Genomic DNA, 26,322 nt, shown 5'->3' on the forward strand with positions numbered 1-26,322 from the left:
GCCAAATGCGCGCTCCGGATTGGCTGACAGCGCGGCCGGTCGCCCATCGCGGCCTGCATGACATTTCGCGCGGCATCGTCGAGAACATGCCGGGCGCGGTGCAGGCTGCGATTGCTAGTAATTTTGCGATCGAGGTCGATATCCAGCTCTCGGCCGACGGCGAGGCCATGGTCCATCACGACCATGCCCTGGGCCGACTCACCGAGGCCACCGGCGAGGTGATCGCAAAGACCGCGACCGAGCTGAAGGCCGTCAGGTTCAAGGACACCGACGAGCGGATGATGTCGCTCGCCGACCTCTGCGCCATGGTCGCCGGACGTGTGCCCCTGGTAATCGAGGTGAAGAGCCATTTCGGCGGCGATCGCAAGCTGGTGAAGCGGATGGCCGAGGTGTTGGCCTCGTATGACGGCCCCGCCGTCGGCATGTCCTTCGATCCCGACCAGGTGCTGGCGCTACGTGACCTGTTGCCCAATCGTCCGCGCGGCATCGTCGCGCAGCGGAGCTATGAGGACGAGTACTGGGCCAACCTCACCCAAGAGCAGCGTGACAGCATGCTGTACTTGCGCCACGGCTTGCAAACCCGGCCGCATTTCGTCGCCTTCAAGGTCGACCACCTCCCGGCCCCCGCCCCCTGGATTGCCCGCAACCTGTTCGGCTGCGCCCTGCTCGGCTGGACCGTCCGCACCCCGGAGCAGCGGAGCCGGGTCGGGCGGTATGCGGACCAGATGATCTTCGAGGGATTCGTGCCGTAGCACCTCGCGTGTCCCGGACAAGCTGCAACGCTTCAGCGTTGCGGCGCAGAGCCGGGACCCATCTCTCCACGACCGCGCTGCCACATGGGCCCCGGCTCTGCAGCGCCCGCTGAAGGAGCGCTGCGCTGCGTCCGGGGCACGAGAGCGAGCTTTCTCCACCCCTTGAAGTCGCTGCTGCAATGCACGATCTTGGGCACGATGCCATCATCCGAAATCACGCTCGAGGCCGTCCCGTCCATCGGCGAAGTCTCGCCCGAGAATTGGGACGCCTGCGCGAATCCGGGCAAAGCTTGTAATGGCCATGGCGCGGGAACCTCATCCGCTCTTCCAGGCGATTCCGCCAGCATCTTAAAACCCGCCTATAACCCGTTCGTCTCCCACGCCTTTCTCTCTGCGGCCGAGAAATCGGGTTCGGCCACGATCCGGACTGGCTGGGGACCCCGGCATCTGGTCGCCCGGCTCGGCGGCCGCGTGGCTGGCGTCGTGCCCTGCTATCTGAAATCGCACAGCCAGGGCGAGTACGTCTTCGATCGCGGCTGGGCGGATGCCTATGAGCGCACCGGCGGGCGCTACTACCCGAAGCTCCAGGTCTCGGTTCCCTTCACGCCGGCCACGGGGCCGCGGCTGCTGGTGCGTGATGGCGTCGATCGCGAGCGTATCACCGAGGCGCTGGCGAGTGGACTCATAGCGCTGTGCGGCGTCAGCAAGGCCTCCTCCGTCCACGTCACCTTCGCGCGGGAGTCAGAATGGAAGCTGCTCGCCGAGCACGGCTTCCTCCAGCGCACCGACCAGCAGTTCCACTGGCACAATGAGGGCTTTGCGAGCTTCGACGACTTCCTGGCGACGCTGAACTCGCGCCATCGCAAATCGATCAAGCGCGAGCGGCGCGATGCGCTCGCGGCCGGCATCACGATCCACTGGCTCACCGGCAAGGACATCACCGAGGATGCCTGGGATGCCTTCTTCGCATTCTACATGGAGACCGGCTCGCGCAAATGGGGCCGGCCGTACCTAACGCGCGAGTTCTTCTCGCTGATCGGCGAGTCCATGAGCGAGGACGTGCTGCTGGTGATGGCCCGCCGTAACAATCGCTGGATTGCGGGCGCGATCAACTTCATCGGCTCGGACACGCTGTTCGGCCGCAACTGGGGCGCGGTCGAGCATCACCCGTTCCTGCATTTCGAGGTCTGCTACTACCAGGCGATCGATTTCGCGATCAAGCGCGGCCTCAAACACGTCGAGGCCGGCGCGCAGGGCGAGCACAAGATCGCGCGCGGCTACCTACCCCGGACCACGCATTCCGCCCACTTCATCGCCGATCCCGGCCTGCGCCGCGCCATCGACGATTACCTCAAGCGCGAGCGCGCCTATGTCGCGGAAGCCGGACGAGAGCTCGCCGAGCTCGGCCCGTTCCGCAAAGCGGCCGACGAGGCGCCTTGACGCCTCGCCACGGCTGGTGACAGTAAGCGCAAATCGTTCGAGGAGCCGCCGCCATGACCGCCTACGACACTAACAACATCTTCGCGAAAATCCTGCGCGGCGAGCTGCCCTGCTACAAGGTCTACGAGGATGAGCACGTCTTCGCCTTCCTCGACATCATGCCGCGCGTGCCCGGTCACACGCTGGTGATCCCGAAGGCTCCTGCCCGCAACATCCTCGACATCAAGCCCGACGATTACGCCCATGTCGCCCGAGGCGCGCACAAGATCGCGGCCGCCGCAATGAAGGCGTTCAATGCCGACGGCATCACAGTGCAGCAGTTCAACGAGCCTGCCGGCGGACAGGTGGTGTTTCACCTGCACATGCACGTGATGCCGCGCCACGACGCCGTCGCCATGCTGCCGCCTGCGAGCCGCAAGGAAGACGACAAGGTGCTGCAAGAGCACGCGGCGAAGCTGATGGCGGCGTTGAAGGGGTAGCCGGCGCTGCATCCTCGTCATTGCGAGGAGCTCTTGCGACGAAGCAATCCAGACTGCCTCGGTGGAGGGATCCTGGATTGCTTCGCTGCGCTCGCAATGACGAGGTTGGAGCGGAGGCCCCTCACTCCGTCTCGAAATCGCCCGTCTGCGGCGCGGCCAGCGGCGTGAACTCGCAGCGGTCGGGCTTGATGTCGATCAGCGGCGTGTTGTCGATGCAATCGAGGCCGCGCACCAGGATGGCATTGCCTTCGATGCCGACCAGCTTGACGATCGAGGTGCCGATCGGATTGGGCCGCACCGGCGAGCGCAGCGAAAAGGTGCCGCGGGTCTTCTCGTTGTTCTTCGGGCTCTGCAGGACGATGTCGCGGCGCGAGCGGTCGAGCCAATAGAGCACTTCGAGGTTGCTGTAGAAGTCGACGCCCTTGATGGCCGGCACGAACGGCTCGAAGATCTCGAGGCGGCAGATCGGACCGTCCTGACGTCCCTGCCGCGGCGTCTCCAGCCGCGACGACCAGGGCGTGCGGATCCGGCCGATGAAGACGAGGCCGGCATCTTGCGTCGGCGGCAGCTCGATGGCGACCTCGCCCTCGCGGAGCTCCTGTTCGCGAACCATATGTCCTGTTCCCTGGCTGTTCGCTGGCGGTTTTAGCCCAACCACCACTTGCCGGCCAGCATGAAGACTTCGCCCGTGACCACGCCTGCGAAGATCGAACGGCGGGTCAGCAGGAAAACGACGAGACCGGCACCGACCGCACCATAACGCAGGACATCAGGCACGCTGGCCAGCGCCCCCGGCGGCTGGACCACGATCTGGGCGATGACGCCGGCCAGGATCGCGGTGGCGACCGCCCTGACCCAGACCAGCAGCTCCGAGCCCTCGTCGATGCCGCCGCCGAACCACAGGCCCAGCATGCGCCAGATCTGGTTGGGAACGACGCCGGCGACGAACAGGACGGCCAGGGCGTGCCAGTCGCCGATCGCTTGCGCAAAGCTCATGCGCGTACCTCCCGCCACCAGTGCACGCCATAAGCGATCGTCCCGGCGACCACGCCGCTGACGAGGATATCGAGGCCGGAGTTCATCTTCGCCGCCAGCGGATAGAGCACGATGCCCAGCACGAGCGCGACGACGTCGGCGACCTCGCGGCTGTTGCGCGCCGTCGAGAACAGGAACGAAAGCGGCGTCAGCAACAGGATCGCCGCACCAAGCGTCTGCGTCAGGTTGGCGGCGAGGAAATAGCCGACGATATTGGCGACAAGGCACACGGAGACGAGCCCGCAGCCGAGCCCGTGGACGAAGGCGATCCGCCGTTCGCGCGGCACCTGCGGCAGGAAGCGGTGGCATTCGACCCACAGCGTCACTGCGGTGAGATGCGCGGCGAAAATCAGCTCGCGCCGCTTGGTCGTGGGTGTGCGCATCAGCGGCAGCACCGAGACCACCATTGGAAACAGGCGGATGGCGCTGACGGTCACCGCGATCGCCGACTGGATGATGGTGGCGCCCGAGCCGAGCGTGGTGATCAGGATGATCTGCGCCGGACCTGCCCAGACGAACAGCGTCGAGCACAATGCCCAGAGCAGGCTGAAATGGGTGTCGTGAGCGAGCGCACCGATGCCGAGATAGGTCACGAACAGCACGATGGTGAGGATCGTCTGCGTGATCGAGCGCAGTCCCCACGCGAAGGCGCGCCAGGGACTATTCCATTGCGGTGAATCGAGCGGAGGAAGCGCCACGGGAGCTTTGGCCGGTAAGGAATCGTGCCCGCATAACGGGCGAGACGGGTGCGCGCGTCAAGGAAAGGCGCGGCGGGGCTGGCATGCATGACAGCCAGGCTCACCGCCGTCATTCCGGGGCGCTGCACTTGGCGCGAACCCGGAATGACGACTCATCCTACCCCGCCACACCCCTGTTCCTCAGCACGAAACACGCCCCGCCCGCCTTGCGGATGCGGTTGCACAGATCATCAGCCTCGGCGCGCGTATCCGCGCCGATGCGGACCTGATAGAACGCGCGCGTGCCACGGCTGCGCATCACCGAGGAGAGCAGGCTCGGATCACGCTCGCCGATCACGGTGCTCAGTTTCGTCACGGCCCGGGAATACATCGCGAGCGCCCTGTTGCGGTCGAAGCCGGCCGCGAGCTGCACGCCCCAGATCTTTGCGGCTGCAAGCTCGACATGCTGCTCGAGCTCGGCGACGAATGGATTGGGAGCACGCTTGAGCAGCGCCATCAGATCACGGCAGCTCGTCGTCGGCGAGCTCGGTGGTCCCTTGCCGGTGCTCCCCGCCTTGGCCCAGGCATCGACGCTGGTGCCGGTGATGGCATACACGTAATTGCGGGTCTGCTCCGGCATCGGCCCGGTGCCGGCGAGCCATTCCTGCACGCGCCGGGGGCCGGCATTGTAGGCGGCCGCGGCAAGGCCGAGATTGCCGAACTGGTTGCGCAGCTCATTCAGGAATTCGGCCGACTTCGGCAAAGCCTGCACCGGATTGAACGGATCGAGCAGACCGCGCTCGCTGGCAGTGCCCGGCATGAACTGCGCGATCCCCTGCGCATGCTGGCCGCTGCGCGTCATGGGCCCGACCGCATCGGCCTGGAAGCGGCTTTCCTGCCAGATCACGCGCGCGAAGAATTCCAGCGGCAGGTTATTGTCGCGCGCGGCCGCCTCCACGATCAGGCAGATCGACTCCCGCGTGTCGCTCTCGCGGGCATCTTTCGGTTTCTCCGCTGGCTTCTCGGGTTCCTCGGCCTTCGGAGGCGCATCGGTGGAGGGTGCCTCCTCCGCGAGCGCCGGTGCCAGCAGCAAAGCCTGGCACAACACAGTAATGACCCGAGCTATTCGCATGGCATTGACGCTATCGGACAAATCGGACCTTGACTTGGAACCAGAGCCAACTAGCAACAGACGGCAGTATCAACACCGGTCATGCCCGATGGTGACAATCTTTTTTGATCTCGACGGCACGCTGACGAACCCGAAGCCCGGGATCACCCGCTCGATCCAATATGCGCTGGAACGGCTCGGCGTTCCCGTGCCGAGCGAGGACGAACTGACCTGGTGCATCGGCCCTCCGCTGCTTGCCAGCCTTCGCAAGCTCACCGGAGCCGATGAGCTCGCCGACCGAGCACTGCTGCTCTATCGCGAGCGCTTTAGCGATATCGGCCTGTTCGAGAACGAGGCTTACAGCGGAATTACGGACACGTTATCTTCGCTCGCAGCGACACGTCAGCGCATGTTCGTGGCGACCAGCAAGCCCGCCGTCTACGCCAGCCGCATCGTCGATCATTTCGGCTTGAAGCCGTATTTCGAACGCGTGTTCGGCTCCGAGCTCGACGGCACGCGTGTCGACAAGCGCGACTTGCTTCGCTACGCGCTCGACGAGACCAGCGTCGATGCGAACAGCGCGATCATGATCGGCGACCGCAGCCACGACGTGGTCGGCGCCAGGACCAACGGGATGACCGCCATCGGCGTGCTCTACGGCTACGGCAGCGAGGCCGAGCTGCGGGAGGCCGGCGCGCATCACATCTGCGCGGCACATCCCGAGCTGCTCGGCCATTGTGTCGCTTAGGTGCTGACAGTTTCGACCGCCGCTAGCATGCCTGTCTTCGGGTGACAGTTCAGATATTCGAAGAACTGTTCGTCGGCGGCCGCCACCGTCACTTCGTGATAGAGCCGCAGCTTGGCTGACGGCCCGAGCGTCGACAGATATTTCATGGCCGCGCCGAAGATCCTGACATGGGTCGGATGCGACTCCGCCCAGCGTTCGAGCGCGGCGAGGCTCTTCCACCAGCTCTGCCCGTAGGATTTTTCGCTCGCGCTTCCGTCGGCCGCCAGCACCTGCATGTAGCGGTTGGCATAGCAGCCAATCGCGAGGCCATCATCGCGCAGAAAGTCCATGCCTTCGCGTAGCACCGGTTCGACGTCGTCGAGATAGAGCTTTCGCTCGGATGCTTCCGTATCGCTCCAGTCCTGCCCGGACCGGATCAGGCAGAGATTATCGTGCGCCACGACTCTCAGCCGCGGGCCGTCGCAAATCAGCTCAGGCGCGCCACCAGGCGCCATCGCATCAGTCTGCGACAGCGGGATACGGTCGCGCATCCCGCCCCAATAGGCGTGCTCCTGCACCTCGCCGCTCATGCCCTCCGCAACGACGGCGACACCTTCCGGCCGATCGGGCGAGGAGAACAGCGTCTCGTGACGGGCCACAATAGGACGCAGCACCTCGACGAAGGTACCGATGCCTTCGCGTTGCCGCCCCGTCCACATCTCGCGAGCCTGCGCGAACCAGGCATCAAAGCGTGCGAGATCGTCCCAATAAGCGACCGTGACAACATTCTCGCTGCCGGACTGATCTCTATAGCTTGCCCGGTCCCAATGTGACGGACCGCCATCCATTGCGAACAGTCCTGCGAGTTCTTTCAACGCGTCAATTGCTGCCGCCGGTGCCGCACCGCCATACTGAACACCGAAATAGGCCATCACGACCCGGCTGACCGAAGGCTTGTAGCGCGCCACGAAGGACGGATATGGCGGCTGGTAATCGTCCGGCACGCGCTTGTGGCGCGTGCGTGGCGTTTCGAGATGCGCAGGAATTGCGGATTCCATAGCGATGCCCTCCCCGTGATCGCCGCGTTCAGCTTGCCGCCGCCGCAATGTCCATAGGCTCGACAGTGTCGACCGGCAGCGCGAACTGCTCGACCCGCTGGTACCGCTTCTTGTTGAGCAGCAGCCGTGTGACGTCGGGCCGCGAATAATGTCCGGCGGGATCGGCAGCATTCTTGGCAACGCCAATGGCGCCGAGATCGATCTCGGCGATCAGCAGGCCCTCCTGATCGGGCGCCAGCTTCTCCCCGATCTGACTGCCGTCGGGGCCGTAGATGGCCGCAAAGCCGCCGCCCGCATGCAACAGCGCATTCTTGTCCGGCCGGTCGCAGAGCTCGTCGATCATGGCCTGCGAGACGGTGGCGCAAGGCGCGAGCACGAAGCAGGAGCCTTCCACCGCATAGACGCGCGAAGCCGCGTTGTTGACCTCGGCCCCTAATGCCGGCGCGAAGGGATCGTAGAGCGAGAAGCTCGGCCAGGCCGCGACATGGACCTGCTCGTTCTGAGCGTACATCGCGTATTTCGACAGCGGCTGCAGATGCTCCCAGCAGCACAATGCGCCGAGCCGGCCGATGTCGGGCCGCGCATGCACGGCGAGGTCGCTGCCGTCGCCTTCGCCATAGACCGTGCGCTCGGCATGGGTCGGCCGCAGCTTGCGGCGCTTTGCAATGGTCTCGCCATCAGGGCCGATCAGCCATTGCGCGAGGTAGAGGCTGCCGCCGTCGCGCTCGGACAGGCCGACCACGGCGGTGAGCCTTGCCTTGCGCACGGCCTCGCGCAGGCGTTCGGCCTGCGAGCTGTCATAGGACAGCGAATTGTCGAAATAGCGCTGCACGAAGCCCCGCCCGATCGCCCAGGCCGGGGAGTCCAGCCAGATGTGCCAGGGGTAGCCGGGGATGAAAGCTTCAGGAAAGGCGATCAGCTTGGCGCCCTTTTCCGCGGCCTCCCCGATCAGCGCGATCGACTTGTCGATCGAGGCGTCGAGATCGAGCCAGGCCGGTGCCGCCTGCACCACCGCAACCTTGTATTTCGGATGTTCGATGCCCATTGCCGCCTCCATTGCCGGTTGATCGCAAGCCACGTCCGATGCAGTCTATTTGGCCAAGCTGGGCGGCCAGGCGCTCGACCACGGCGGAACAAAAACTCGACTGGAAGGGATCGCCCGGTACGGAATTTGCCTCCGGTCAGGCTCGATCTGCGCCAACATGCGGTTTTGCAGGATGTGAAAGGGAGGCTGTCCTGATGCCAATCCAGTTCACGACAGACGGCAGTCCCGGCTACCGGCGGCTCGCGCTCTGGCAGGACATCGTCTGCGACGTCTTCGTCGGGCTCGACTGCAAGTCCGACCTCGGCAGCGCCTTTCATGGCTCGGTCACGCAGGCCTCGCTCGGCAAGGCCGTGTGCTCCGAGGTCTGCTCGGACCGCCAGCACGTCTTCCGCACACCGTCGCGCATCGCGCGCTCGGATCAGGGTTTCGTCCTAGTCGCACTCGGCAATCGCGGCAACGGTGGCGTTGTACAGGACGGCCGCGAGACCGTGATCCACCCCGGCGAGTTCGCGCTCTACGACACGACGCGCCCGTACGAGCTGAAGTTCAACGACAGATTTACGCAGACCATCTTCAAGGTCCCACGCGAGATGCTGCAGCGGCGGCTCGGCGGCACCGAGACGCTGACAGCAATGTCATTTGGCGCCGACGCACCGCTCGAGCGGCTCGCCTATGATTTCATTGTCCGGCTCTGCCAAAATGCGGATAGCTTGGCTCTGGATACGGCTACGGCGCTGTCGGAGCAGGCAGTTGATCTGCTTGCGATGGCATTGAGCGAGCGGCTCGGCAAGTCATCGCTGCCGTCCTCGACCCACCGCTCGGCCCTGCTCTACCGAGTGAAGGCGCACATCCGCGCGCACCTCGCCGATCCCGATCTCTCGGTCGCTGAAACCGCAGCCGCGCTCGGCATCTCGCCGCGCTATGTCAACGATCTTCTCGCAGACGAGGACACCTCCTTCCAGCGTCATGTCCTTGCCGAACGCCTCGCCCGATGTCGGAGGGATCTCGCCTCGCCTCTGCTCGCCCATCGCCACATCAGCGAGATCGCCTTCGCCTGGGGCTTCAACGACCTCTCGCATTTCGGCCGCGTCTTCCGCGAGCATTTCGGGATGTCGCCGCGCGACTTCCGGCAGAGCCAGTTGCGGCATTGAGGTGCATTCCAGTCGGCTGTCATCTGCACGATCAGGTCATGCCGAGCAGGGCCGGTATGTGAGCAGGTGATAGGACACGGCGCCTGCTTGCAGTATCTTCCGCCGCCAAGGCCGCCACGATCATCAGCGGCCAGCCAAGGAGCAGATCGATGGAATACCGACGCTTGGGCCGGTCCGGCCTTATGGTGCCTGCCTTGAGCCTGGGAACGGGCACGTTCGGCGGCGTCGGCCGCCTTGCGGCATGGGGCACGACGGACGCGACCGAGGCGCGGCGTCTTCTGGACATCTGCCTCGAGGCCGGCGTGTCGATGTTCGACACCGCGAATGTCTATTCGCTCGGCGAGTCCGAGCGGGTGCTCGGTGAGGCCATCAAGGGTCGCCGGGACAAGGTCCTGATCTCGACCAAGGCGACCTTCCGCTTTGGCGACGGTCCCAACGATATCGGCTCGTCGCGTGAGCACCTGCTCAAAGCCATCGACGGTTCGTTGAGCCGGCTCGGCACCGATTATATCGATCTTTTCCAGCTCCACGGCTTCGACGCCTTCACGCCGTCCGAAGAGGTGCTCTCGACTCTCGACGTGCTCGTGCGCGCCGGCAAGATCCGCTATGTCGGCGTCTCGAATTTCTCGGGCTGGCACCTGATGAAGTCGCTCGGCGTCGCCGACAAGCACGGTTTTCCGCGTTACGTCGCCAACCAGACCTACTATTCCCTGATCGGGCGCGACTACGAATGGGAGTTGATGCCGCTCGGCCTCGACCAGGGGTTGGGCGCCGTGGTCTGGTCGCCGCTCGGCTGGGGGCGCCTCACCGGAAAGATCCGCCGCGGTCAGCCGAAACCGGAAGTCAGCCGCCTGCCCAAGACGGCCGAATTCGGACCGCCCGTCTCGGACGAGCACGTCTACCGTGTCGTCGATGCGATCGACGAGATCGCGAAGGAGACCGGCAAGAGCGTCTCGCAGATCGCGCTGAACTGGCTGCTGCAGCGTCCGACGGTCTCGACGCTGATCATCGGCGCACGCAACGAGACCCAGCTGCGCGAAAATCTCGGCGCGGTTGGCTGGTCCTTGACCAAGGACCAGGTCGCAAAGCTCGATGCCGCGAGCACGGTGACGCTGCCCTATCCCTACTGGCACCAGCGCGTGACCTTCAGCGACCGCAATCCACCGGCGGTGTAGGACAGCTGCATCAAGCGCGCTTGGGTAAGCCGGCGCGCTGGCGGCCGGTTCCGGAACTATCGCGGCCCTGCCCTGTTGGCGCAATACTCGGCATGTGGCCGAGTCCGATTCGCCAACGATACGCCGCTCACGATGTCGACAGTCACCATTGAGCATGCCGACGGCCTGCCGCAGCCGCAACGCAATCAGGCGGTGCTGACCATTGCGCTCGGCATCGTCATGGCGGTGGTCGACAGCACCATCGTCAATGTGGCGCTGCCGACGATCGCGGCCGATCTCGATGCGACCCCGGCCTTGTCGATCTGGATCGTCAGCGGCTACCAGCTCGCGATCACGATCTCGCTGCTGCCGCTGGCTTCGCTCGGCGAGATCGTCGGCTATCGCCGCGTCTATCTGGTCGGGTTGGCGCTGTTCACGCTGGCCTCGGCCTTCTGTGCGCTGGCCCACACGCTGCCGCTGCTGACGATCGCGCGCATCCTCCAGGGCTTTGGCGCGGCCGGCATCATGAGCGTCAACGCCGCGCTGGTGCGCTTCACCTATCCGCGCAGCCTGCTCGGCCGCGGCATCGGGCTCAACGCGCTCGTCGTCGCCTTCTCGGCTGCGATCGGCCCGACGCTCGCCGCCGGCATCCTCGCGGTCGGAAGCTGGCCCTGGTTGTTCGCGATCAACGTGCCGCTCGGCGTGGTGACACTGGTGCTGGGCCTGCGCAGCCTGCCGCACACCAAGCCCGCGAGCCGCTCGTTCGACTGGCAGAGTGCGGGGCTGTCGGCGATCACGTTCGGCGTCGGCATCGCGGCGGTCGACAACGTCGGTCATGGCGAGGCCGCGATCACCTGTCTCGTGCAGTTTGCCATCGCGATCGCCGCGGGTGCGCTGCTGATCTATCGCGAGACTCACATGACCTCGCCACTCTTGCCAATCGACCTGCTGCGCATCCCCGTGTTCGCGCTGTCGATTGCGACCTCGATCGCATCGTTCTGCGGGCAGATGCTGGCCTTCGTCGCGATCCCCTTCTATCTCCAGAGCCGCTTCGGCTATTCGGCCGTGCATATGGGCCTGTTGATCACGCCATGGCCGATCGCATTGGCGTTTGCGGCCCCTCTCGCCGGCCGCCTGGTCGAGCATTATCCGGCCGGCCTGCTCGGCGGTATTGGGCTCACGCTATTCGCCTGCGGCCTTGGCGCGCTCGCCTTCCTGCCGGCGACGCCAACGCCGCTCGACGTGATCTGGCGGATGGCGCTCGCCGGCGCCGGCTTCGGTCTGTTCCAGACCCCCAATAACCGCACCATGATCGCAGCCGCCCCGCGCGAGCGCGCCGGCGGCGCCAGCGGCATGCTGGGGACGGCGCGCCTGCTCGGCCAGACCACCGGAGCGGCGCTGGTGGCGCTGTTGCTCGGACGGTATCCGCTTGAGGGGACCAGGCTGGCGCTCCTTGTCGGCGTTGGATTTGCGCTGTGCGGCGCGATGCTGAGCATGCTGCGGCTCTCCACAGCCGGCGCGCGCGGTGCCGAGCACGTCCGCGTGCAGGACGATCAGCGCCTGCGGGGTGAATAGCCGGACCCGACCCGGTTCGCGCGTAGTCGTGCACAACCTCCGCGTGGCTTAACTATTCGGAGCAATGGCCTATTGCCCTCCCGCCCCGGTTGCGCATAGTGGCGGTGGGACAAGGGGCATTTCATGCGTTCATTTGGAATTGTGGCGCTCAGCGTCATGCTGGGCGGCTGCGCGTCGGTCACGCGCGGTACGACGGAGAATATCAGCATTTCATCGACACCATCAGGCGTGGAAGCCGTCGTCAGCGGAATGGACGTTCCGACCACCTGCACGACCCCTTGCTCCGTGGTCGTCAAGCGGAACGCCGACATCTCGATCACCTTCCAGAAGGAAGGCTATCAGCCGCAAATCGTTCCGCTCAGCCGGGACGTCCAGACGGGCGGAGCCGCGGGTTTTGCGGGCAATCTCCTGTTGGGCGGTATCGTCGGCATGGGCGTCGACGCAGCGACCGGAGCCGCGACCGATCACAAGCCGAATCCGGTCATCGTGACGATGCAGCCGTCGGTCCCGCACGCAGCACCGCGCGCACCGAGAAAGCCGCGGCCACCGCGCGAACCGCAGGCCGGAACGTAAGGCCTCCTCGCGCAGACATCGGTGCAAACAAAAAGGCCGGCTTTGCAGCCGGCCTTTTCGATTTCATCACGTGCCGATCAAACCTTGACCAGCGGCCCCTTGGAGGTCGGCCCCTTTGAGCCGCCGGGGCCACCCGGCTTGGATTTGCCCGGCGGGCGCTTGCGGGTGCCGGGCAGCTTCTCCTGCTTCGGCGTGACCGGGCCCTCGACGAATTCGAAGCCGATCTTCTCCTTGGTCTCGTCGGCCTCGTCCTTGACAAGGACGACGCGAACGTGGCCGCCACCCTTGAGCTTGCCGAACAGCACCTCGTCGGCCAGCGGCTTCTTGATGTGCTCCTGGATCACGCGCGCCATGGGACGTGCGCCCATCTGCTCGTCGTAGCCGTGCTGGACCAGCCAGGCCTTCGCCGGCTCGGACAGCTCGATGGTCACATCGCGGTCGCCGAGCTGCGCCTCGAGCTGAAGCACGAACTTCTCGACCACGGTGCCGATCACCTCGACGCTGAGATGGCCGAACGAGACGATGGCATCGAGACGGTTGCGGAATTCCGGCGCGAACTGCCGGTTGATCGCCTCGTGATCGTCGCCTTCCCGCTTCGACCGGGTGAAGCCGAACGCCTGCTTGGCGAGATCCGCCGCGCCGGCATTCGTGGTCATGATCAGGATCACGTTGCGGAAGTTGACCTGCTTGCCGTTGTGGTCGGTGAGCCGGCCGTGGTCCATGATCTGGAGGAGCACGTTGTAGAGGTCGGGATGCGCCTTCTCGATTTCGTCGAGCAGCACCACGCAATGCGGATGCTGGTCGACGCCGTCGGTGAGCAGGCCGCCCTGGTCGAAGCCGACATAGCCGGGAGGCGCGCCGATCAGGCGCGACACGGTGTGCCGCTCCATGTACTCGGACATGTCGAACCGCAGCAGCTCGACGCCGAGCGTCGCCGCGAGTTGCTTGGCGACCTCGGTCTTGCCGACGCCGGTGGGGCCAGAGAACAGATAACAGCCGATCGGCTTCTCCGGCTCGCGCAGGCCGGCACGCGCCAGCTTGATCGAGGCGGCGAGCGATTCGATCGCCTTGTCCTGCCCGAACACGGTGCGCTTCAAGGTCTGCTCGAGATGCTTGAGCACCTCGGCGTCGTCCTTCGACACGCTCTTCGGCGGGATCCGAGCCATCGAGGCGATCGTGGTCTCGATCTCCTTGATGCCGATGGTCTTCTTGCGCTTGTTCTCGGCGACCAGCATCTGCGCCGCGCCGGACTCGTCGATCACGTCGATCGCCTTGTCGGGCAGCTTGCGGTCGTGGATGTAGCGCGATGAGAGCTGCACCGCCGCCTCGATCGCCTCATTGGTGTACTTCAGCCGGTGATAGTCCTCGAAGTACGGCTTGAGGCCCTTGAGGATCGCGATGGCATCCTCGACCGTCGGCTCGTTGATGTCGATCTTCTGGAAGCGCCGCACCAGCGCGCGGTCCTTCTCGAAGTGCTGGCGATATTCCTTGTAGGTGGTCGAGCCCATGCAACGGATCGTGCCCGAGGCCAGCGCGGGCTTGAGCAGGTTCGAGGCATCCATCGCCCCGCCCGACGTCGCGCCCGCACCGATCACGGTGTGGATCTCGTCGATGAACAGGATGGCGTTGGGATGCGCCTCGAGCTCCTTGAGCACCTGCTTCAGGCGCTCCTCGAAGTCGCCCCGATAGCGCGTGCCGGCAAGCAGCGTGCCCATGTCCAGCGAGAACACGGTGGCCGCCGCCAGCACCTCCGGCACTTCGCTGTCGACGATGCGCTTGGCGAGCCCTTCTGCGATCGCGGTCTTGCCGACGCCGGCTTCACCGACGAACAGCGGGTTGTTCTTCTGCCGGCGGCACAGCACCTGGATCGCGCGATTGATTTCGGAATTGCGTCCAATCACCGGATCGATCTTGCCGTCGCGCGCCTTCTTGTTGAGGTTGACGCAATAGGTCTCGAGCGCCTCGCCCTTCTTCTTGGCGTCCTCGTTACCCTTGGTCTCGGTCTCCTCGTCGACGCCGCGCACCGGCCGCGCCTCGGAGACGCCCGGCCGCTTGGCAATGCCGTGGCTGATGTAGTTGACGGCGTCGTAACGCGTCATGTCCTGCTCCTGCAGGAAATACGCGGCATGGCTCTCGCGTTCGGCGAAGATCGCGATCAACACGTTGGCGCCGGTCACCTCTTCGCGACCGGACGACTGCACATGGATCACCGCGCGCTGGATCACGCGCTGGAAACCGGCGGTCGGCTTGGCGTCGTCGGCGCCATCCGTCACCAGGTTCTCGAATTCGGTCTCAAGGTAGTTGACGAGGCTCGTACGGAGCTTGTCGAGATCGACGCTACAGGCGCGCATGACGGCGGCTGCATCGGAGTCGTCGATCAAGGAGAGCAAGAGATGCTCAAGCGTCGCGTATTGGTGATGACGCTCATTTGCGATCGCCAGCGCACGATGCAGGGATTGTTCAAGGCTTTGGGAAAAAGTCGGCATTCGCGTCCTCTATGGCCCCCACCATCATGATCGTCATCGCCCGGTCAGGCAACAACAACCTTTGTCACATATAGTTATACAAGACCGCGGCGAAAGACCGGTTCCGCGACTCGGCGGCGACACACTTGCGGCATTTTCGATGCAAAACCCGTTCCGATTTGGGCGGGATCGGCGCCGGCGCAGAATTCCGTAGTTCTGCCGGCTGCAGCCCACCGCGCGCAGCCGCTACGCGACAATCACACTGCGGCTTGTACAAGAGCCGGCCTCAAATGCGCCGCAAGCCGTCTTACTTCTTTTCCATCACGCATTGCAGCGGGTGCTGGTGCTTGCGGGCGAAATCCATCACCTGCGTCACCTTGGTCTCGGCGATCTCATAGGTGAACACGCCGCACTCGCCGATCCCGTGATGATGGACGTGCAGCATGATCTTGGTCGCGGCTTCGATGTCCTTGTTGAAGAACTTCTCCAGCACGTGAACGACGAACTCCATCGGCGTGTAGTCGTCGTTGAGGATCAGCACGCGATACAGGTTGGGCCGCTTGGTCTTGGGCTTGACCTTGGTGATGACCGACGTGCTCGGACCCGAGGGAGTACCCGAACGGTTGTCGTCATTGCTCATGCGAGGCGCGTCGGCAGCGGCTGGCGCGGACAGATCGAGGCTGGAAGTCAATTGCAGCATGGCACAGGCGTTCAAATTCCCCACGGAAGCGAATGGCGGTCACCGCGCGACCCCGCCCTTCGGAGCCTGGCGCAGGCGCACCGCCTTGGATCGCCGCTCCCGGCAAATGCGGTCGAGGCCGGATCGCTCGCCAGCAATATGGCCCTGCCCCCGGCCCGCCGCAAGCACGCCGGGGTTCAGCCCATGCGGTCGCAGCAGTCCCGATTCCCGGTCGGGGCGATCCTGATCAGGTTAATCAATCCGGAGCGATTTGACAAAAATTTCCGCTCGGCACGTTTAGAACGTGTTGACCAGGAACCCGGCCGTTAACCCGGCCGCGACGGTTTTCCGCAAAACGCTCCGTTTTTCTACGGTCCAATTTACCTGCCATTCAATGGCATGGGGCGAAATCGGGCAAAACACAGATTTCGGGATCGTCATGTCTGGTCTGCCCCTCGTCAGCCGCCTTGGTCGACAACTCGCCCGTTTCGCAGCGGCCAAGCAAGGCAATATCGCAGTGATCTTCGCCATTGCGCTCGTTCCAGTGCTGGGTTTTGTCGGCGCCGCGCTGGACTACAGCCGGGCCGTCCACGCACGCACCTCGCTGCAGTCTGCGCTCGATTCCGCAGCATTGATGGTCTCCAAAGACCTCACCAACGGCATCATCTCGGAGTCCGAAGTTGAGGCCAAGGCAAAATCCTATTTTAGCGGTCTCTATACGGGTCGCCCCGGTTTGGTCTCGACCGCAGACATCCATGCCACCTACACCCCGAAGGATTCCAATGGAATTTCGAACGTCGTGGTCACCGGATCGGGCGCCATGCCGACCGATTTCATGAAGATCGCGGGCTTTCCGACGCTTGGATACAATGGCAGTTCGACTGCGGCGTGGGGAAATACGCGCATGCGGGTGGCAATGGTCCTGGATAACACGGGATCGATGGCCCAGAACGGCAAAATGACGGCCATGCAAGCCGCGGCCAAGGACATGATCACCACCTTGTCCAACTACAACAAGCAGACGGGCGACGTTTACATCTCGATCATTCCATTCTCGAAAGACGTCAACGTCGGCACGACCAATGTCAATGCCTCATGGATCAACTGGACTGAATGGGAGGCCGAGCCTCCGATCCTCGTCAACAACAAGTCCAGCGCCTTCAATTCGGCCATCGGCGGATCGAACTGCCCCTTTTCGTACTCTACCCACGGCTTTGTCTGTATGGACCGGCCGGCCACGTTGAGCGGCGCCAACACCACCAGCAAGATACCGTCGACCGGCACCTATGCCGGTTACATCTGCCCGAGCAGAGACAATGGCAGCAAGATCTCAGGCAAGTCCGGCATCTACTACAACGGCTGCTACACTACTGCCACAGGGGCGAGCGCAAGCTGCGGATCGAGCACGAGTTGCACCTGCACAGGGAGCGGCTCGGGCAAGATCTGCCATCTCTGGCGCGGCGACGGTACCACAGCAACGGCTGCGGCAGCACCGGGTCACAACACCTGGACCGGCTGCGTGAACGACCGCGATCAGGATTACGACACGAAGAACTCCGCACCCGGTTCGGGCAGCGGGAGCCCCTCCTCGCAGTTCTATGCCGAGCAGTGGTCGGGTTGCCTTCCGGCCACCGTGTTCCCGATGAGCAATCAGTGGCAGACGCTCAAGGATCAGATCACGTCGATGTCGCCGAGCGGCAACACCAACCAGGCCATTGGTCTTGCCTGGGGTTGGCAATCCCTCAGCACGACCAACCCGCCGATTGCGGCACCGGCCAAGGCCAGCAATTACGTTTACAAGGATTATATCGTGCTGCTGTCTGACGGCTTGAATACCCAGAACCGCTGGAGCACCTCGCAGTCCGCGATCGACGCCCGCCAGGCGATCCTCTGCGACAATATCAAGGCGGACAAGGCAAACCCGATCACGATCTTTACAATTCAGGTCAACATCAACAATGCCGACGCGAAATCTCAGGTACTGGAGAAATGCGCAACCGACGGGAACTTCCAAATGATCACGAGTTCCTCTCAAACTTCGGACGCGTTCAAGAACATCCTGACGCAGATTTCCAAGCTGCGCGTCGCGAAGTAGTCCGATCAAACATCCGCAAATGAAAAGCCCGGCCAACTCGGCCGGGCTTTTGCTTTCAGGCTCGTACCAGTGCGTCAGTTCGCGGCCGGGGTGAACTTCGACACGATGGTCTCGACCGGCTTGAACGCCTCCTTGGCGAGGTCGCTGTAGAGGCCGGCAATCTTCTGCGATTCCGCGACGAAGGTTTCGTAGGCGGAACGGGCAAAATCGGTCTGCGCTTCCATCGCCTTGTCCAGCGACTTCACGCCGGAAAGCTTCTCGACGAAGGACTTGGTGTCTTCGAACGACTTCTTCGTGTAGTCGCCATAGGCGCTGGCGATCGCCTGGAGGCCGTGCTGCACCGAGGTCGCGGAGGCAACGCACTGCTCGAACTGCTCTTTCCCGTAGCTCTGGAAGTCTTCAACCTTGAACATTTCGGAATCCTTTTCCCTGGCTCGCGTCGGGAAGCCCCGGCTCCCTGACTCCGCCCAAAATTAGTGCAACGCACAACAAAGTCAAGAATCTTGTGCGACGCACAAATCCGGCGCAAATCGCAGAGATTCCCGGGGTTTCCCGCAAGGGTTCCTTAAGCTTTTGGAAACCGGGCCACCCTACTTTGATTCCCTGGACGTGGTCACTTCCGCGAGCGGCCAAAAGCCGTTTGAGAACATCACCTTAGCCAGAACAGCGGCTCGGGTCCAACGTCCCCCGCGGCCAACAACCAGCGGAGGGACAGCCTGAGCAGGTAATGATCCCGGGTCCGTCGGGCACAATTTCGCCTCACGAGCCGGTGATCAAGTCAGAAACGGGGACGGGGTTCCATGCTTCGTAAAAACTTGTCTGCCTCGCGCTGGGCGCGGGTTGGCGTTTTCGGGCTTCTTACGGTCACCACCGCAGTCATCTTCACCGTCGACGCGGCCGAGGCGCGGCGCCATCGTCGACATTATGCGCACCACCGGGTGCAGCACGACGTGTCCGAGAGCTCCAGCTCGAAATTCGCGTCCATCATCATCGACGGCAATTCCGGCGCAGTGCTCCAGGCGACGAGCCCTGACGCGATCCGCCACCCGGCCTCGCTGACCAAGATCATGACGCTCTATCTGCTGTTCGAACGCCTCGAATCCGGCAAGATGAAGCTCGACACCGAGATGCCGGTGTCCAAGCACGCCGCCGACCAGGATCCGACCAAGCTGAATCTGCGTGCCGGCCAGACCATTCGCGTCGAGGACGCGATCAAGGGCCTCGTCACCCGTTCGGCCAACGACGCAGCCGTGGTGATCGCGGAAGCGATCGCCGGTGACGAGGACGACTTCGCCCGGATGATGACGCGCAAGGCGCGCTCGCTCGGCATGTCCAGGACGGTTTACCGCAATGCCAACGGCCTGCCCAACGACGAGCAGGTCACGACCGCGCGCGACCAGGCCACGCTGGGTCGCGCCATTCAGGAGCGCTTCCCCCGCTACTATCGATATTTCGCGACCTCGACGTTCAATTGGCGCGGACAGTCGATCCGCAACCACAATCGCCTGCTCGGCAGTGTCGAAGGCGTGGACGGCATCAAGACGGGCTACACCCGCGCCTCCGGCTTCAACCTCGTCAGCTCGATCCGCCGCGGCAACCGCCACCTGATCGGCGTGGTGCTCGGCGGCCGCAGCGGTGGCTCGCGCGACGCCATCATGCGCAACCTGCTCGCGGAGAACCTCGACAAGGGTGCGACCGTCCGCACTGTCGCTGCGGTCACGGAGCGCAACGGCACTGAAGCCAACACCGATGTCGCCGATGCCTCGGATATGCCGGCACGGCCCGCCCTGCCGGTCCAGGCCGCGGCGGCCCCTGCTCCCGAAGCCGCCCCTTCGCGCCTCGCCGCGCGTCTGTCGACGCTGGCCGCAGCGACTGCGGCGATGCCGCCCGCTCACTCCAAACCCGAAGCTCGGCCGACGGAGTCCAAGGTGGAGCTGGCGCCGCTCACCAATGGCGTGATCTCGAGCCAGCCGCTCTCCATCATCCCCGGCTCGTCCGAGCCGATGAAGCCGGTTCGGGTCAAGACCGTTCAGGTCAAGGCCGGCGCCGTGAAGGTCGCCTCCGCGGCTCCCGCCCAGGGTGGTGTCCAGGTCGTTGCGCCACCGGTCACCAGCACCGTCCCGCACCGCTCCGACATCGCGGAAACCTCCGGTGCCGTCGTCGCCAGGGCAGATCTCATCAACAAGCCGGAGGCGGTGAGCCAGCCCGAAGCGCCGAAGGCCGAGATGGCCCGCACCGAACTGCCGCGGCAGCCGGCGGGCTTCGGTACCGGCAACGGCATCCTAGGCGTGCTGCCGGCCGCAACCGCCGCCGCACCGGCTCCCGCCGCACCCAAGCTCGCCTCGGCCGACCCGGCGCCGCAGCCGATCCAGATGAGCGCCACCACCAAGCCCGCCGTCATCCACAGCGGCTGGATCGTCCAGGTCGGTGCGCTCGAGAGCGAGAACGAAGCTCAGCAGCGCATCGACGCGGCCCGCAACTCGGCCCGCGGCCTGCTCAGCAAGGCGGACCCGTTCACCGAGCCGGTCGTCGCCAAGGACAATCGCAAGCTTTACCGCGCCCGCTTCGCCGGGCTCGAGCGCGATCAGGCCGAAGCCGTCTGCCGCACCTTGAAGCGTGCCGAGATCTCCTGCATCACCGTTCGCAACTGATTTCCTTCTCCGCTCCAGACCAAATGCCCGCGCCTTGCGCGGGCATTTTCGTTTTGGTGAGGCGGTGATGCCGCAGGCTCCGGACAAGGCTGTTCCACGACAACCTCTCGTCAAGGATTTACGGTTAAAACTTTGCTCAAGGGGATCGACCACGCCGACAAGGGCGGGCGACGGCAGACAGAGCAAACGGAGCTCACGCGGTACGGGCGTTTGTAGCGTTGGTGCCGGAGTTAGCCGTTATGCGTGCGAAGCAGAGTATCCTTGGCCTCGTTTACCCGGGCAGCGAGATACGTCGAGCCCCCCTGGTCGGGATGGAGTTTCTTCATCAGGGATTTGTGGGCCCGGCTGATGTCGTCGCGCCCCGCTCCCGGCTGCAAGCCAAGGATCTGATAGGCTTCCTCCGCCGTCATTTTGCTGCTCGCCGCCGTGCGGCGCTGCCGCCCTGCCGTATCGCCCTGCGCGTTCTGACGCCAAGCGGGAAACCGGCGGTCCAGATAGCTTTCAAGTAGGGCCACGCTCTCGGCGTCGAACGTCGGGACCATCGCGAGCAAGCCGGCGAGATCGAATTCGTCGAGATTGCGCCCGGCATGAGGCCCCGCAACGATCTGGCCAGAAAGCTGGCCGGAATCGTGGTCGAGCCGCATGTCCAGGAATTGCGAGCGCACCCGCGAGGCCTGCCCGGACGGGCGCGTCGCACCGCCGCCGAACAGCCCGCCGACATTGCCGAAGCCGGCATTCGCGAGTGGTGTCCAGCCGAGCAGGCCCGCGCCGAAAATTCCGAGCGGGATCGCAACCGCCAGCTCGCCGCGCAAGCCGGTGAAGGCCGCGACGACCAGCGCCAGCACGCCGCCGCCGAACTTGAGGGTGCGCGCCAGCACCGCTGGATTGGCGGAGCGGAACATCTGGAGCAGCAGGTACAGCGTGATAACGGCGACAGCGCCGGCGATCAGGGTCATGGCCGGAATATAGTCGTGCTGTTGTCAAAAAGCATGGCGCCCAGCGCCGCAAGCCGCGCCGGCCGGGCCGCTATTTCATCTGGCTGATCAGCTTCGCCGCGCCACTCACGCTTCCAGCCAGCTTCAACAGCGCCTCACGTCCACCCGCGGCATAGGCCGCAGCTGCCCGCAACAGCTCGCGCAGCTGCGCTGCCGCACCGGGATCGAACCGGCACCAGGCACCGCCAGTCAGCCGCGCCATCTCGCGGAAGGCCTGTTCGGCGACCGCGTCATGGCCCTCCTGAAAGACGAATACGGGCACCTTGAGCATGCCGAGCTCGCCGGCCTTGGCGCAGAGCTCGTCGATGTCTTCCTCCATGGCATCGCCGACGAAGACCATGGCCCGCACGCCGGATGCGACTGCCTCGCGCCTGGCCTCGCTCAGGACCTTGCCGATCTGGGTATCGCCGCCGCGGCAATCGATCTTGCTCATCAGCGTCGCCAGCCTGGCGCTGTCGGAAATCCAAGCCGTGGCGCGGCACTCGTTGAGGCCGCGATAGTAGACCAGCCGGATGTCGAGACTGCCGAGCGCTGCGGTCTCGCGAAACATGTCGGCCTGGAGCGCGCAGGCCATGTCCCAGGTCGGCTGCCGGCTCATGGTCGCATCCAGCGCGAAGATCAGCCGCCCCCTTGCGCCCGGGGCATGCGGCGAGAGGGTCCGCGCCTTGGCAACGAACGCGGCGATGTCTTCCGAGGTCGAGGTTTGCGCTTGCGGCAGCACGCCGTCTGCTCGCGCCGAGACGGCATCGCGGCCGCGCGGTTTGATGGGTTCACCCGACATCGCAGCTACACCTTGCGTCAGCAGCTAATGTGGTCAGCGCATGCGGCCCGGTCAATGCGCAAAGCCTCCGCGGGCGGGCGCCGGCGGAGGCTTCGACGATTGGTGCAGCCTTGCGACGACGTCAGCTCGGTAAGCTCTTGGACGTCAGCTCTTGGCAGGAGCCATCAGGGCGACCGGGCCCGGCTCCAGGATCCTGGGCGGGGCGGACTGCGTGTCGACCGGTGCGATCTCGCTGTCGGTCGCGCTCAGGAACTTGTCGAGCATGCTCTGGATCGAGCTTTTCGCCACATCCGGACCGGTATCGCGCATGTCGTTGTGCTGGAACTCGGTCTTCACGACCTGAATGCCTGCCTGCTCGCATTCCTCGTCGGTTGGAATCACGCCGGCGTCGGCCTTGAACTGCGGATCCTGGGAGCGGAACGACAGGATCTTGAACTTGCCCGCGGTAACGAAGGGCACGCGCAGATTGTCGAGGGTGACGACCTTCTTGACCTCATCCGGATACTGCTTGGCGAAGTACATGGTGATGTCGCCGCCCATGGAATGGCCGACCATCGTAACCTTGTCGTAATCGGCGTTGGGCTGAACCTTCTTCATCTCGTGCACGGCGAGATGGATGTTGGCGACGCCGCGCAGGATCTGCGGCAGCCGGCCGACATAGAGCTCGCCGGGCTTGGTGACCATCGGAGGATCAGTCGGCAGATCGTGCTGCGGGCTCATGACCATGTAGCCGCGCGCAGCGAAGATGTTGGCGAGGAAGCCGTATTCGGTGTTCTTGACGGTGTTGCCGTGATTGATCACCGCGACGGGCAGCTTGATCATGCCGGCATTGGCCTGCATTTCCTTGTCGCGGCGCACCGCGATGGAAACAGGCACCGGACGGTTATCGCGCGAGGCATCGTAGAATGTGATGGTCTCGTGCTTGATCGCCCACTTGCTCGCCGTGAAATAGGCGATGCCGCAGAGGGCACTGACCGAAACCAGAACGGCAATTCCACGCTTCATTTTCGTCCTCAGCCTCAGGCCTAAGCGGCCTGAATCCCTGTTGAAAATCGTGTTCTCCGGGGCTCTTCGTCCCCTTGTCGCCTATTCCCTAATATATGTCACAGCAGCGTGACAGGAAGGCTAAATGTTGTGAATCGGCAGCCCTTTCATTGTGCGTTGCACTCGTTCGGTGAGCACCCCATTCTCATACCGCTACGTGGGGGTGCAGGTCCCTATTCGACGCAACCGGTCTTGATCGGGTTCGACTCGCGGTAAACGCAGGGTGAAAACGCGCGCGGCGCAGTCCCGGTTCCCGCGCCAGCCGAAGGCCCGGATCGGCCGGGAGTAGCGTTATACCGCGGGGTCAGGCGCCGAGGATATCGTGGACCTCGAGCGGCTTGTCGACCTGGCTGAACCACTCGGCCCGGTTGGCCGCGCGGCGGCGGCCGCGCTCGTCGAGCGGGAGCTTGAGCTGGCGGAGCAGGCTCGTCACCTCCTCCCGCGCAGTGAGATGGCCGAGATTGGGCCGCATGCCGAGCGTGGCCTCGTCGATATCGTCCAGGGCGGTCAGGCCGCGTGGGAAGAATTCGCGGTACACGACGCGCTCGGCGAAGCCGTCGACGTAGCGGAAGCCGAGCCGCAGCGACAGATCCTTCAGGCCCTCGGCCACGAGCTGCTTGTTGCGCGAGCCGAGCATGGAAAGGCGGTTGCGCACGACGATCCAGTCGGTGGTCGCGCCGTCGAGCTGGCGTCGCTTGCGCCTGACGTCACGCACCATCTCGGCGTAGTGGCTCTCGCCCGTCACTGCGTAAGTCGCGGGATCGACGGTGCCGAGCACGTCGAAATCGAGGAAGCTGTCGTTGATCGGCGTGACCAGGGTGTCGGCCATCGAATGCGCGAGCCGCATCAGATAGCTGTCGGTGCCGGGCGTATCGATGACGATGAAGTCGAAGCTGCTCTCGACCGCGGAGACGGCTTCCATGAACTGCTGGAACTCGGAATTCTCGTTCTCGGCAATCTGCATGGTCTCGCCGAGCTTGATGCAGCGATGCACCGGAAGCTCGAGGTCGAGCTTGGTACGTTGCGCCCAGGCGGACCGGTTGCCGATGTAGCGCGTGAAGCTCTGCTGGCGGCAGTCGAGGTCGATGGTGGCAACGCGCTGGCCGGCCTTCAGAAGCGCAACGGCGATGTGCAAGGCCGTGGTCGATTTGCCGGAGCCGCCCTTCTCGTTGCCGAGCACGACCACGTGCGCCGAGCCGGATTGGCCTTGGCTAGCCTGCACAAGCATGGCGATCCTCAAACACCCCTTGCGAATATCTTCGAGTTGACCGCGTCAGCGGTCAAGTGAAATGCGTGACAGGAAATGCAAATTGCAACGCGCCGTTCTCACGATGTATCGCGGCGCCGTCTTTCGTCTGTGATCCAGCCCACAATGTCGCGACGTTCGACGCCGGCTTGCGCGGGATGCTGTGCCGCATCCGGATGCATGGCGTCCACGATCTCCGCTTGTTAAGGTTAGCCGCCGGGCGCGACGCCCGCACCTGCGCCGCTTCCCAATCGTCGAGTCCCGATGTCAGCAAGCCCATTGATCGCCCGCACGGTCCCCGCCCTGCGACGCGCCGTCGACAATCTCCGCAAGCGAAAGGCCACGATCGCACTGGTCCCGACCATGGGGGCCCTCCATGACGGGCATGTGTCGCTGGTTCGCCTCGCCAAGCGGCGCGCCAGCCGCGTCGTGGTGTCGATCTTCGTCAACCCGACCCAGTTCGCTCCGACCGAAGATTTCGGCGCCTATCCGCGCACCTGGAAGGCCGACATCGCCAAGCTCGCGGCCGAGGACGTCGATATCGTCTGGCACCCGGGCGTCGCGGCCATGTATCCGGAGGGGTTTGCCACCCGCATCGCGCCGGAGGGGCCGGCGCTCGCCGGCCTCGAGGACCGCTTCCGCCCGCACTTCTTCGGCGGTGTCGCCACGGTCGTCGGCAAGCTGTTCACGCAAGTCCGGCCGGATGTCGCGATCTTCGGCGAAAAGGATTTCCAGCAATTGCGCGTGGTGACGCAGATGGCGCGCGACCTCGACCTCGGTGTCAAGGTGATCGGCTCCCGCACCGTGCGCGAGCGCGACGGACTCGCGATGTCCTCGCGCAACGTCTACCTCTCGCCCGAGGAGCGCCAGACCGCCATTGTCCTCTATCGCGCCATGAGAGAGAGCGCCGGGCGCATCCGTGCCGGCGATTCGATCGCGCCGGCGATGGCCGGCGGTGCGGACATGGTCAAGGCGGCCGGCTTGGTGCTCGACTATTACGAGGTCCGCCATGCCGAGACGCTGGCACCGGTCACCTCGCGCAAGGACGGCCCCTTGCGGATCCTGGTCGCGGCCAAGCTCGGCACCACCCGGCTGATCGACAATATGGCTGTTTAGAGCAGTCCGAGGTCACGCAGCTCTCGCCGCATCGGCTCCGGCATCGCTGCAATCGAGCCGGCCGCTGACTTGCCGAGATCGGCCGGCACGGAATCGTCGGTCAGATAGCGCCAGCCCTGGAACGGGCGCATCGGCCGCGGCGAGACCGAGATCACTTTCGGCTGCATCACGATCCGGCAGCGCCCGATGCCGTCCTTGTCGCGGAACGGCTCGATGCCGATGATCTTTTCGCGCGCGGCGATCTCGCCCTTGATCACCCAGTAGAGCGAGCCGCCGGCGAGGATCTCGGCGTCGCGCTTGGGCACCATGCGCGTGATGTGGATGTGATGTTGCGGCAGACCCTTCTTCTTGGCGGTCTGCATCCGTTCGGCCACCCACTCCTTCAATTCCTTGACGGAGTCGCAGCCGACGGCGAGCTTGATCAGATGGAGTGGCATGCCCAAGCATTAGCCGGGCAACCCAGCATTTGGAAT

Annotated in this window: 25 protein-coding genes; 11 read left to right on the top strand and 14 right to left on the bottom strand. The window is 64.5% G+C overall.

Annotation, left to right across the window (positions count from 1 at the left end):
• Positions 1-5 precede the first annotated feature (5 nt).
• The 3 genes from I6F36_RS02445 (at position 6) to I6F36_RS02455 (ending at position 2,671) form a co-directional block, all read left to right on the top strand.
• Positions 6-752 (top strand): glycerophosphodiester phosphodiesterase, encoded by a 747-nt coding sequence (locus I6F36_RS02445; protein WP_225125070.1) that lies wholly within the window; start codon positions 6-8, stop codon positions 750-752.
• 198 nt (positions 753-950) lie between these two features.
• Positions 951-2,192 carry a GNAT family N-acetyltransferase gene (locus tag I6F36_RS02450; RefSeq protein ID WP_225125069.1) on the top strand — a complete coding sequence of 414 codons (1,242 nt, stop codon included), beginning with the start codon at positions 951-953 and terminating at the stop codon, positions 2,190-2,192.
• Between the two features lie 53 nt (positions 2,193-2,245).
• The gene (locus tag I6F36_RS02455; RefSeq protein WP_225125068.1) at positions 2,246-2,671 is read left to right on the top strand and encodes an HIT family protein; all 426 of its coding nucleotides are present in this window, start codon (positions 2,246-2,248) and stop codon (positions 2,669-2,671) included.
• A 121-nt stretch (positions 2,672-2,792) separates the two neighbouring features.
• On the opposite strand, the gene tsaA is transcribed toward I6F36_RS02455, so the two are convergent.
• The 4 genes from tsaA to I6F36_RS02475 all read right to left on the bottom strand — a co-directional run bounded on the left by tsaA (position 2,793) and on the right by I6F36_RS02475 (position 5,515).
• The gene (tsaA, locus tag I6F36_RS02460) at positions 2,793-3,284 is read right to left on the bottom strand and encodes a tRNA (N6-threonylcarbamoyladenosine(37)-N6)-methyltransferase TrmO (RefSeq protein WP_057029795.1); all 492 of its coding nucleotides are present in this window, start codon (positions 3,282-3,284) and stop codon (positions 2,793-2,795) included.
• A 32-nt stretch (positions 3,285-3,316) separates the two neighbouring features.
• Entirely contained in the window at positions 3,317-3,667 is a 351-nt protein-coding gene (locus tag I6F36_RS02465) for an AzlD domain-containing protein (RefSeq protein WP_036015173.1), read from the bottom strand.
• Positions 3,664-4,404, bottom strand: a complete 741-nt coding sequence (locus tag I6F36_RS02470) for an AzlC family ABC transporter permease (protein ID WP_036039333.1) — start codon at positions 4,402-4,404, stop codon at positions 3,664-3,666. The genes I6F36_RS02465 and I6F36_RS02470 overlap by 4 nt, the downstream gene beginning before the upstream one ends.
• Before the next feature lie 157 nt (positions 4,405-4,561).
• Positions 4,562-5,515 (bottom strand): lytic transglycosylase domain-containing protein, encoded by a 954-nt coding sequence (locus I6F36_RS02475; RefSeq protein ID WP_225170979.1) that lies wholly within the window; start codon positions 5,513-5,515, stop codon positions 4,562-4,564.
• Between the two features lie 88 nt (positions 5,516-5,603).
• Here I6F36_RS02475 and I6F36_RS02480 point away from each other — a divergent pair, with 88 nt between their 5' ends.
• Positions 5,604-6,242: an HAD family hydrolase gene (locus I6F36_RS02480; protein WP_036015178.1), complete on the top strand. Its 639-nt coding sequence runs from the start codon at positions 5,604-5,606 to the stop codon at positions 6,240-6,242.
• Here the strand turns inward: I6F36_RS02480 and I6F36_RS02485 are convergent.
• Positions 6,239-7,279 carry a phenylacetaldoxime dehydratase family protein gene (locus I6F36_RS02485; protein ID WP_036015179.1) on the bottom strand — a complete coding sequence of 347 codons (1,041 nt, stop codon included), beginning with the start codon at positions 7,277-7,279 and terminating at the stop codon, positions 6,239-6,241. The two genes, I6F36_RS02480 and I6F36_RS02485, sit on opposite strands and share 4 nt — an antisense overlap.
• 28 nt (positions 7,280-7,307) lie before the next feature.
• Complete coding sequence (locus I6F36_RS02490; RefSeq protein ID WP_036015191.1) at positions 7,308-8,324, bottom strand: carbon-nitrogen hydrolase family protein; 1,017 nt, start codon at positions 8,322-8,324, stop codon at positions 7,308-7,310.
• Between the two features lie 194 nt (positions 8,325-8,518).
• Between I6F36_RS02490 and I6F36_RS02495 the strand changes: the two genes are divergently transcribed.
• The 4 genes from I6F36_RS02495 to I6F36_RS02510 all read left to right on the top strand — a co-directional run bounded on the left by I6F36_RS02495 (position 8,519) and on the right by I6F36_RS02510 (position 12,777).
• Positions 8,519-9,475 (top strand): helix-turn-helix domain-containing protein, encoded by a 957-nt coding sequence (locus tag I6F36_RS02495; protein ID WP_036015180.1) that lies wholly within the window; start codon positions 8,519-8,521, stop codon positions 9,473-9,475.
• Positions 9,476-9,624: 149 nt separating this feature from the next.
• Positions 9,625-10,650, top strand: coding sequence for an aldo/keto reductase (locus I6F36_RS02500; protein ID WP_036015181.1), 1,026 nt, complete (start codon positions 9,625-9,627; stop codon positions 10,648-10,650).
• A 132-nt stretch (positions 10,651-10,782) separates the two neighbouring features.
• Entirely contained in the window at positions 10,783-12,204 is a 1,422-nt protein-coding gene (locus I6F36_RS02505; protein ID WP_051057186.1) for an MFS transporter, read from the top strand.
• Positions 12,205-12,327: 123 nt separating this feature from the next.
• Positions 12,328-12,777: a PEGA domain-containing protein gene (locus I6F36_RS02510; protein ID WP_036025610.1), complete on the top strand. Its 450-nt coding sequence runs from the start codon at positions 12,328-12,330 to the stop codon at positions 12,775-12,777.
• Positions 12,778-12,854: 77 nt separating this feature from the next.
• Here I6F36_RS02510 and clpA read toward each other — a convergent pair whose 3' ends face one another.
• Positions 12,855-15,263 (bottom strand): ATP-dependent Clp protease ATP-binding subunit ClpA, encoded by a 2,409-nt coding sequence (clpA, locus tag I6F36_RS02515; protein ID WP_036015184.1) that lies wholly within the window; start codon positions 15,261-15,263, stop codon positions 12,855-12,857.
• 286 nt (positions 15,264-15,549) lie between these two features.
• Positions 15,550-15,882, bottom strand: coding sequence for an ATP-dependent Clp protease adapter ClpS (gene clpS, locus I6F36_RS02520; protein WP_036015195.1), 333 nt, complete (start codon positions 15,880-15,882; stop codon positions 15,550-15,552).
• A gap of 478 nt (positions 15,883-16,360) precedes the next feature.
• Between clpS and I6F36_RS02525 the strand changes: the two genes are divergently transcribed.
• The gene (locus I6F36_RS02525; protein WP_109145770.1) at positions 16,361-18,016 is read left to right on the top strand and encodes a TadE/TadG family type IV pilus assembly protein; all 1,656 of its coding nucleotides are present in this window, start codon (positions 16,361-16,363) and stop codon (positions 18,014-18,016) included.
• A gap of 74 nt (positions 18,017-18,090) precedes the next feature.
• Here the strand turns inward: I6F36_RS02525 and I6F36_RS02530 are convergent, their stop codons facing one another.
• A complete protein-coding gene (locus I6F36_RS02530) occupies positions 18,091-18,429 on the bottom strand; it encodes a phasin family protein (protein ID WP_225170980.1) in 339 nt (112 codons plus the stop codon).
• Positions 18,430-18,816: 387 nt separating this feature from the next.
• Between I6F36_RS02530 and I6F36_RS02535 the strand changes: the two genes are divergently transcribed.
• Entirely contained in the window at positions 18,817-20,667 is a 1,851-nt protein-coding gene (locus I6F36_RS02535) for a D-alanyl-D-alanine carboxypeptidase (RefSeq protein WP_225170981.1), read from the top strand.
• Positions 20,668-20,897: 230 nt separating this feature from the next.
• Here the strand turns inward: I6F36_RS02535 and I6F36_RS02540 are convergent, their stop codons facing one another.
• The 4 genes from I6F36_RS02540 to I6F36_RS02555 all read right to left on the bottom strand — a co-directional run bounded on the left by I6F36_RS02540 (position 20,898) and on the right by I6F36_RS02555 (position 24,715).
• Positions 20,898-21,623 (bottom strand): DnaJ domain-containing protein, encoded by a 726-nt coding sequence (locus I6F36_RS02540; RefSeq protein ID WP_109143484.1) that lies wholly within the window; start codon positions 21,621-21,623, stop codon positions 20,898-20,900.
• Between the two features lie 70 nt (positions 21,624-21,693).
• Positions 21,694-22,443, bottom strand: coding sequence for a VWA domain-containing protein (locus I6F36_RS02545; RefSeq protein ID WP_225170982.1), 750 nt, complete (start codon positions 22,441-22,443; stop codon positions 21,694-21,696).
• Positions 22,444-22,587: 144 nt separating this feature from the next.
• The gene (locus I6F36_RS02550; protein WP_225170983.1) at positions 22,588-23,448 is read right to left on the bottom strand and encodes an alpha/beta fold hydrolase; all 861 of its coding nucleotides are present in this window, start codon (positions 23,446-23,448) and stop codon (positions 22,588-22,590) included.
• Between the two features lie 343 nt (positions 23,449-23,791).
• The gene (locus I6F36_RS02555; RefSeq protein WP_036015216.1) at positions 23,792-24,715 is read right to left on the bottom strand and encodes a division plane positioning ATPase MipZ; all 924 of its coding nucleotides are present in this window, start codon (positions 24,713-24,715) and stop codon (positions 23,792-23,794) included.
• A gap of 282 nt (positions 24,716-24,997) precedes the next feature.
• Between I6F36_RS02555 and panC the strand changes: the two genes are divergently transcribed.
• Positions 24,998-25,849 carry a pantoate--beta-alanine ligase gene (gene panC / locus I6F36_RS02560; RefSeq protein WP_225113832.1) on the top strand — a complete coding sequence of 284 codons (852 nt, stop codon included), beginning with the start codon at positions 24,998-25,000 and terminating at the stop codon, positions 25,847-25,849.
• On the opposite strand, the gene I6F36_RS02565 is transcribed toward panC, so the two are convergent.
• The gene (locus tag I6F36_RS02565) at positions 25,846-26,286 is read right to left on the bottom strand and encodes a DUF1489 family protein (RefSeq protein ID WP_036015220.1); all 441 of its coding nucleotides are present in this window, start codon (positions 26,284-26,286) and stop codon (positions 25,846-25,848) included. The genes panC and I6F36_RS02565 overlap by 4 nt on opposite strands.
• Between the last annotated feature and the right edge of the window lie 36 nt (positions 26,287-26,322).

Source organism: Bradyrhizobium sp. BRP19, from assembly GCF_020194195.1.
Taxonomy (GTDB): domain Bacteria; phylum Pseudomonadota; class Alphaproteobacteria; order Rhizobiales; family Xanthobacteraceae; genus Bradyrhizobium; species Bradyrhizobium yuanmingense.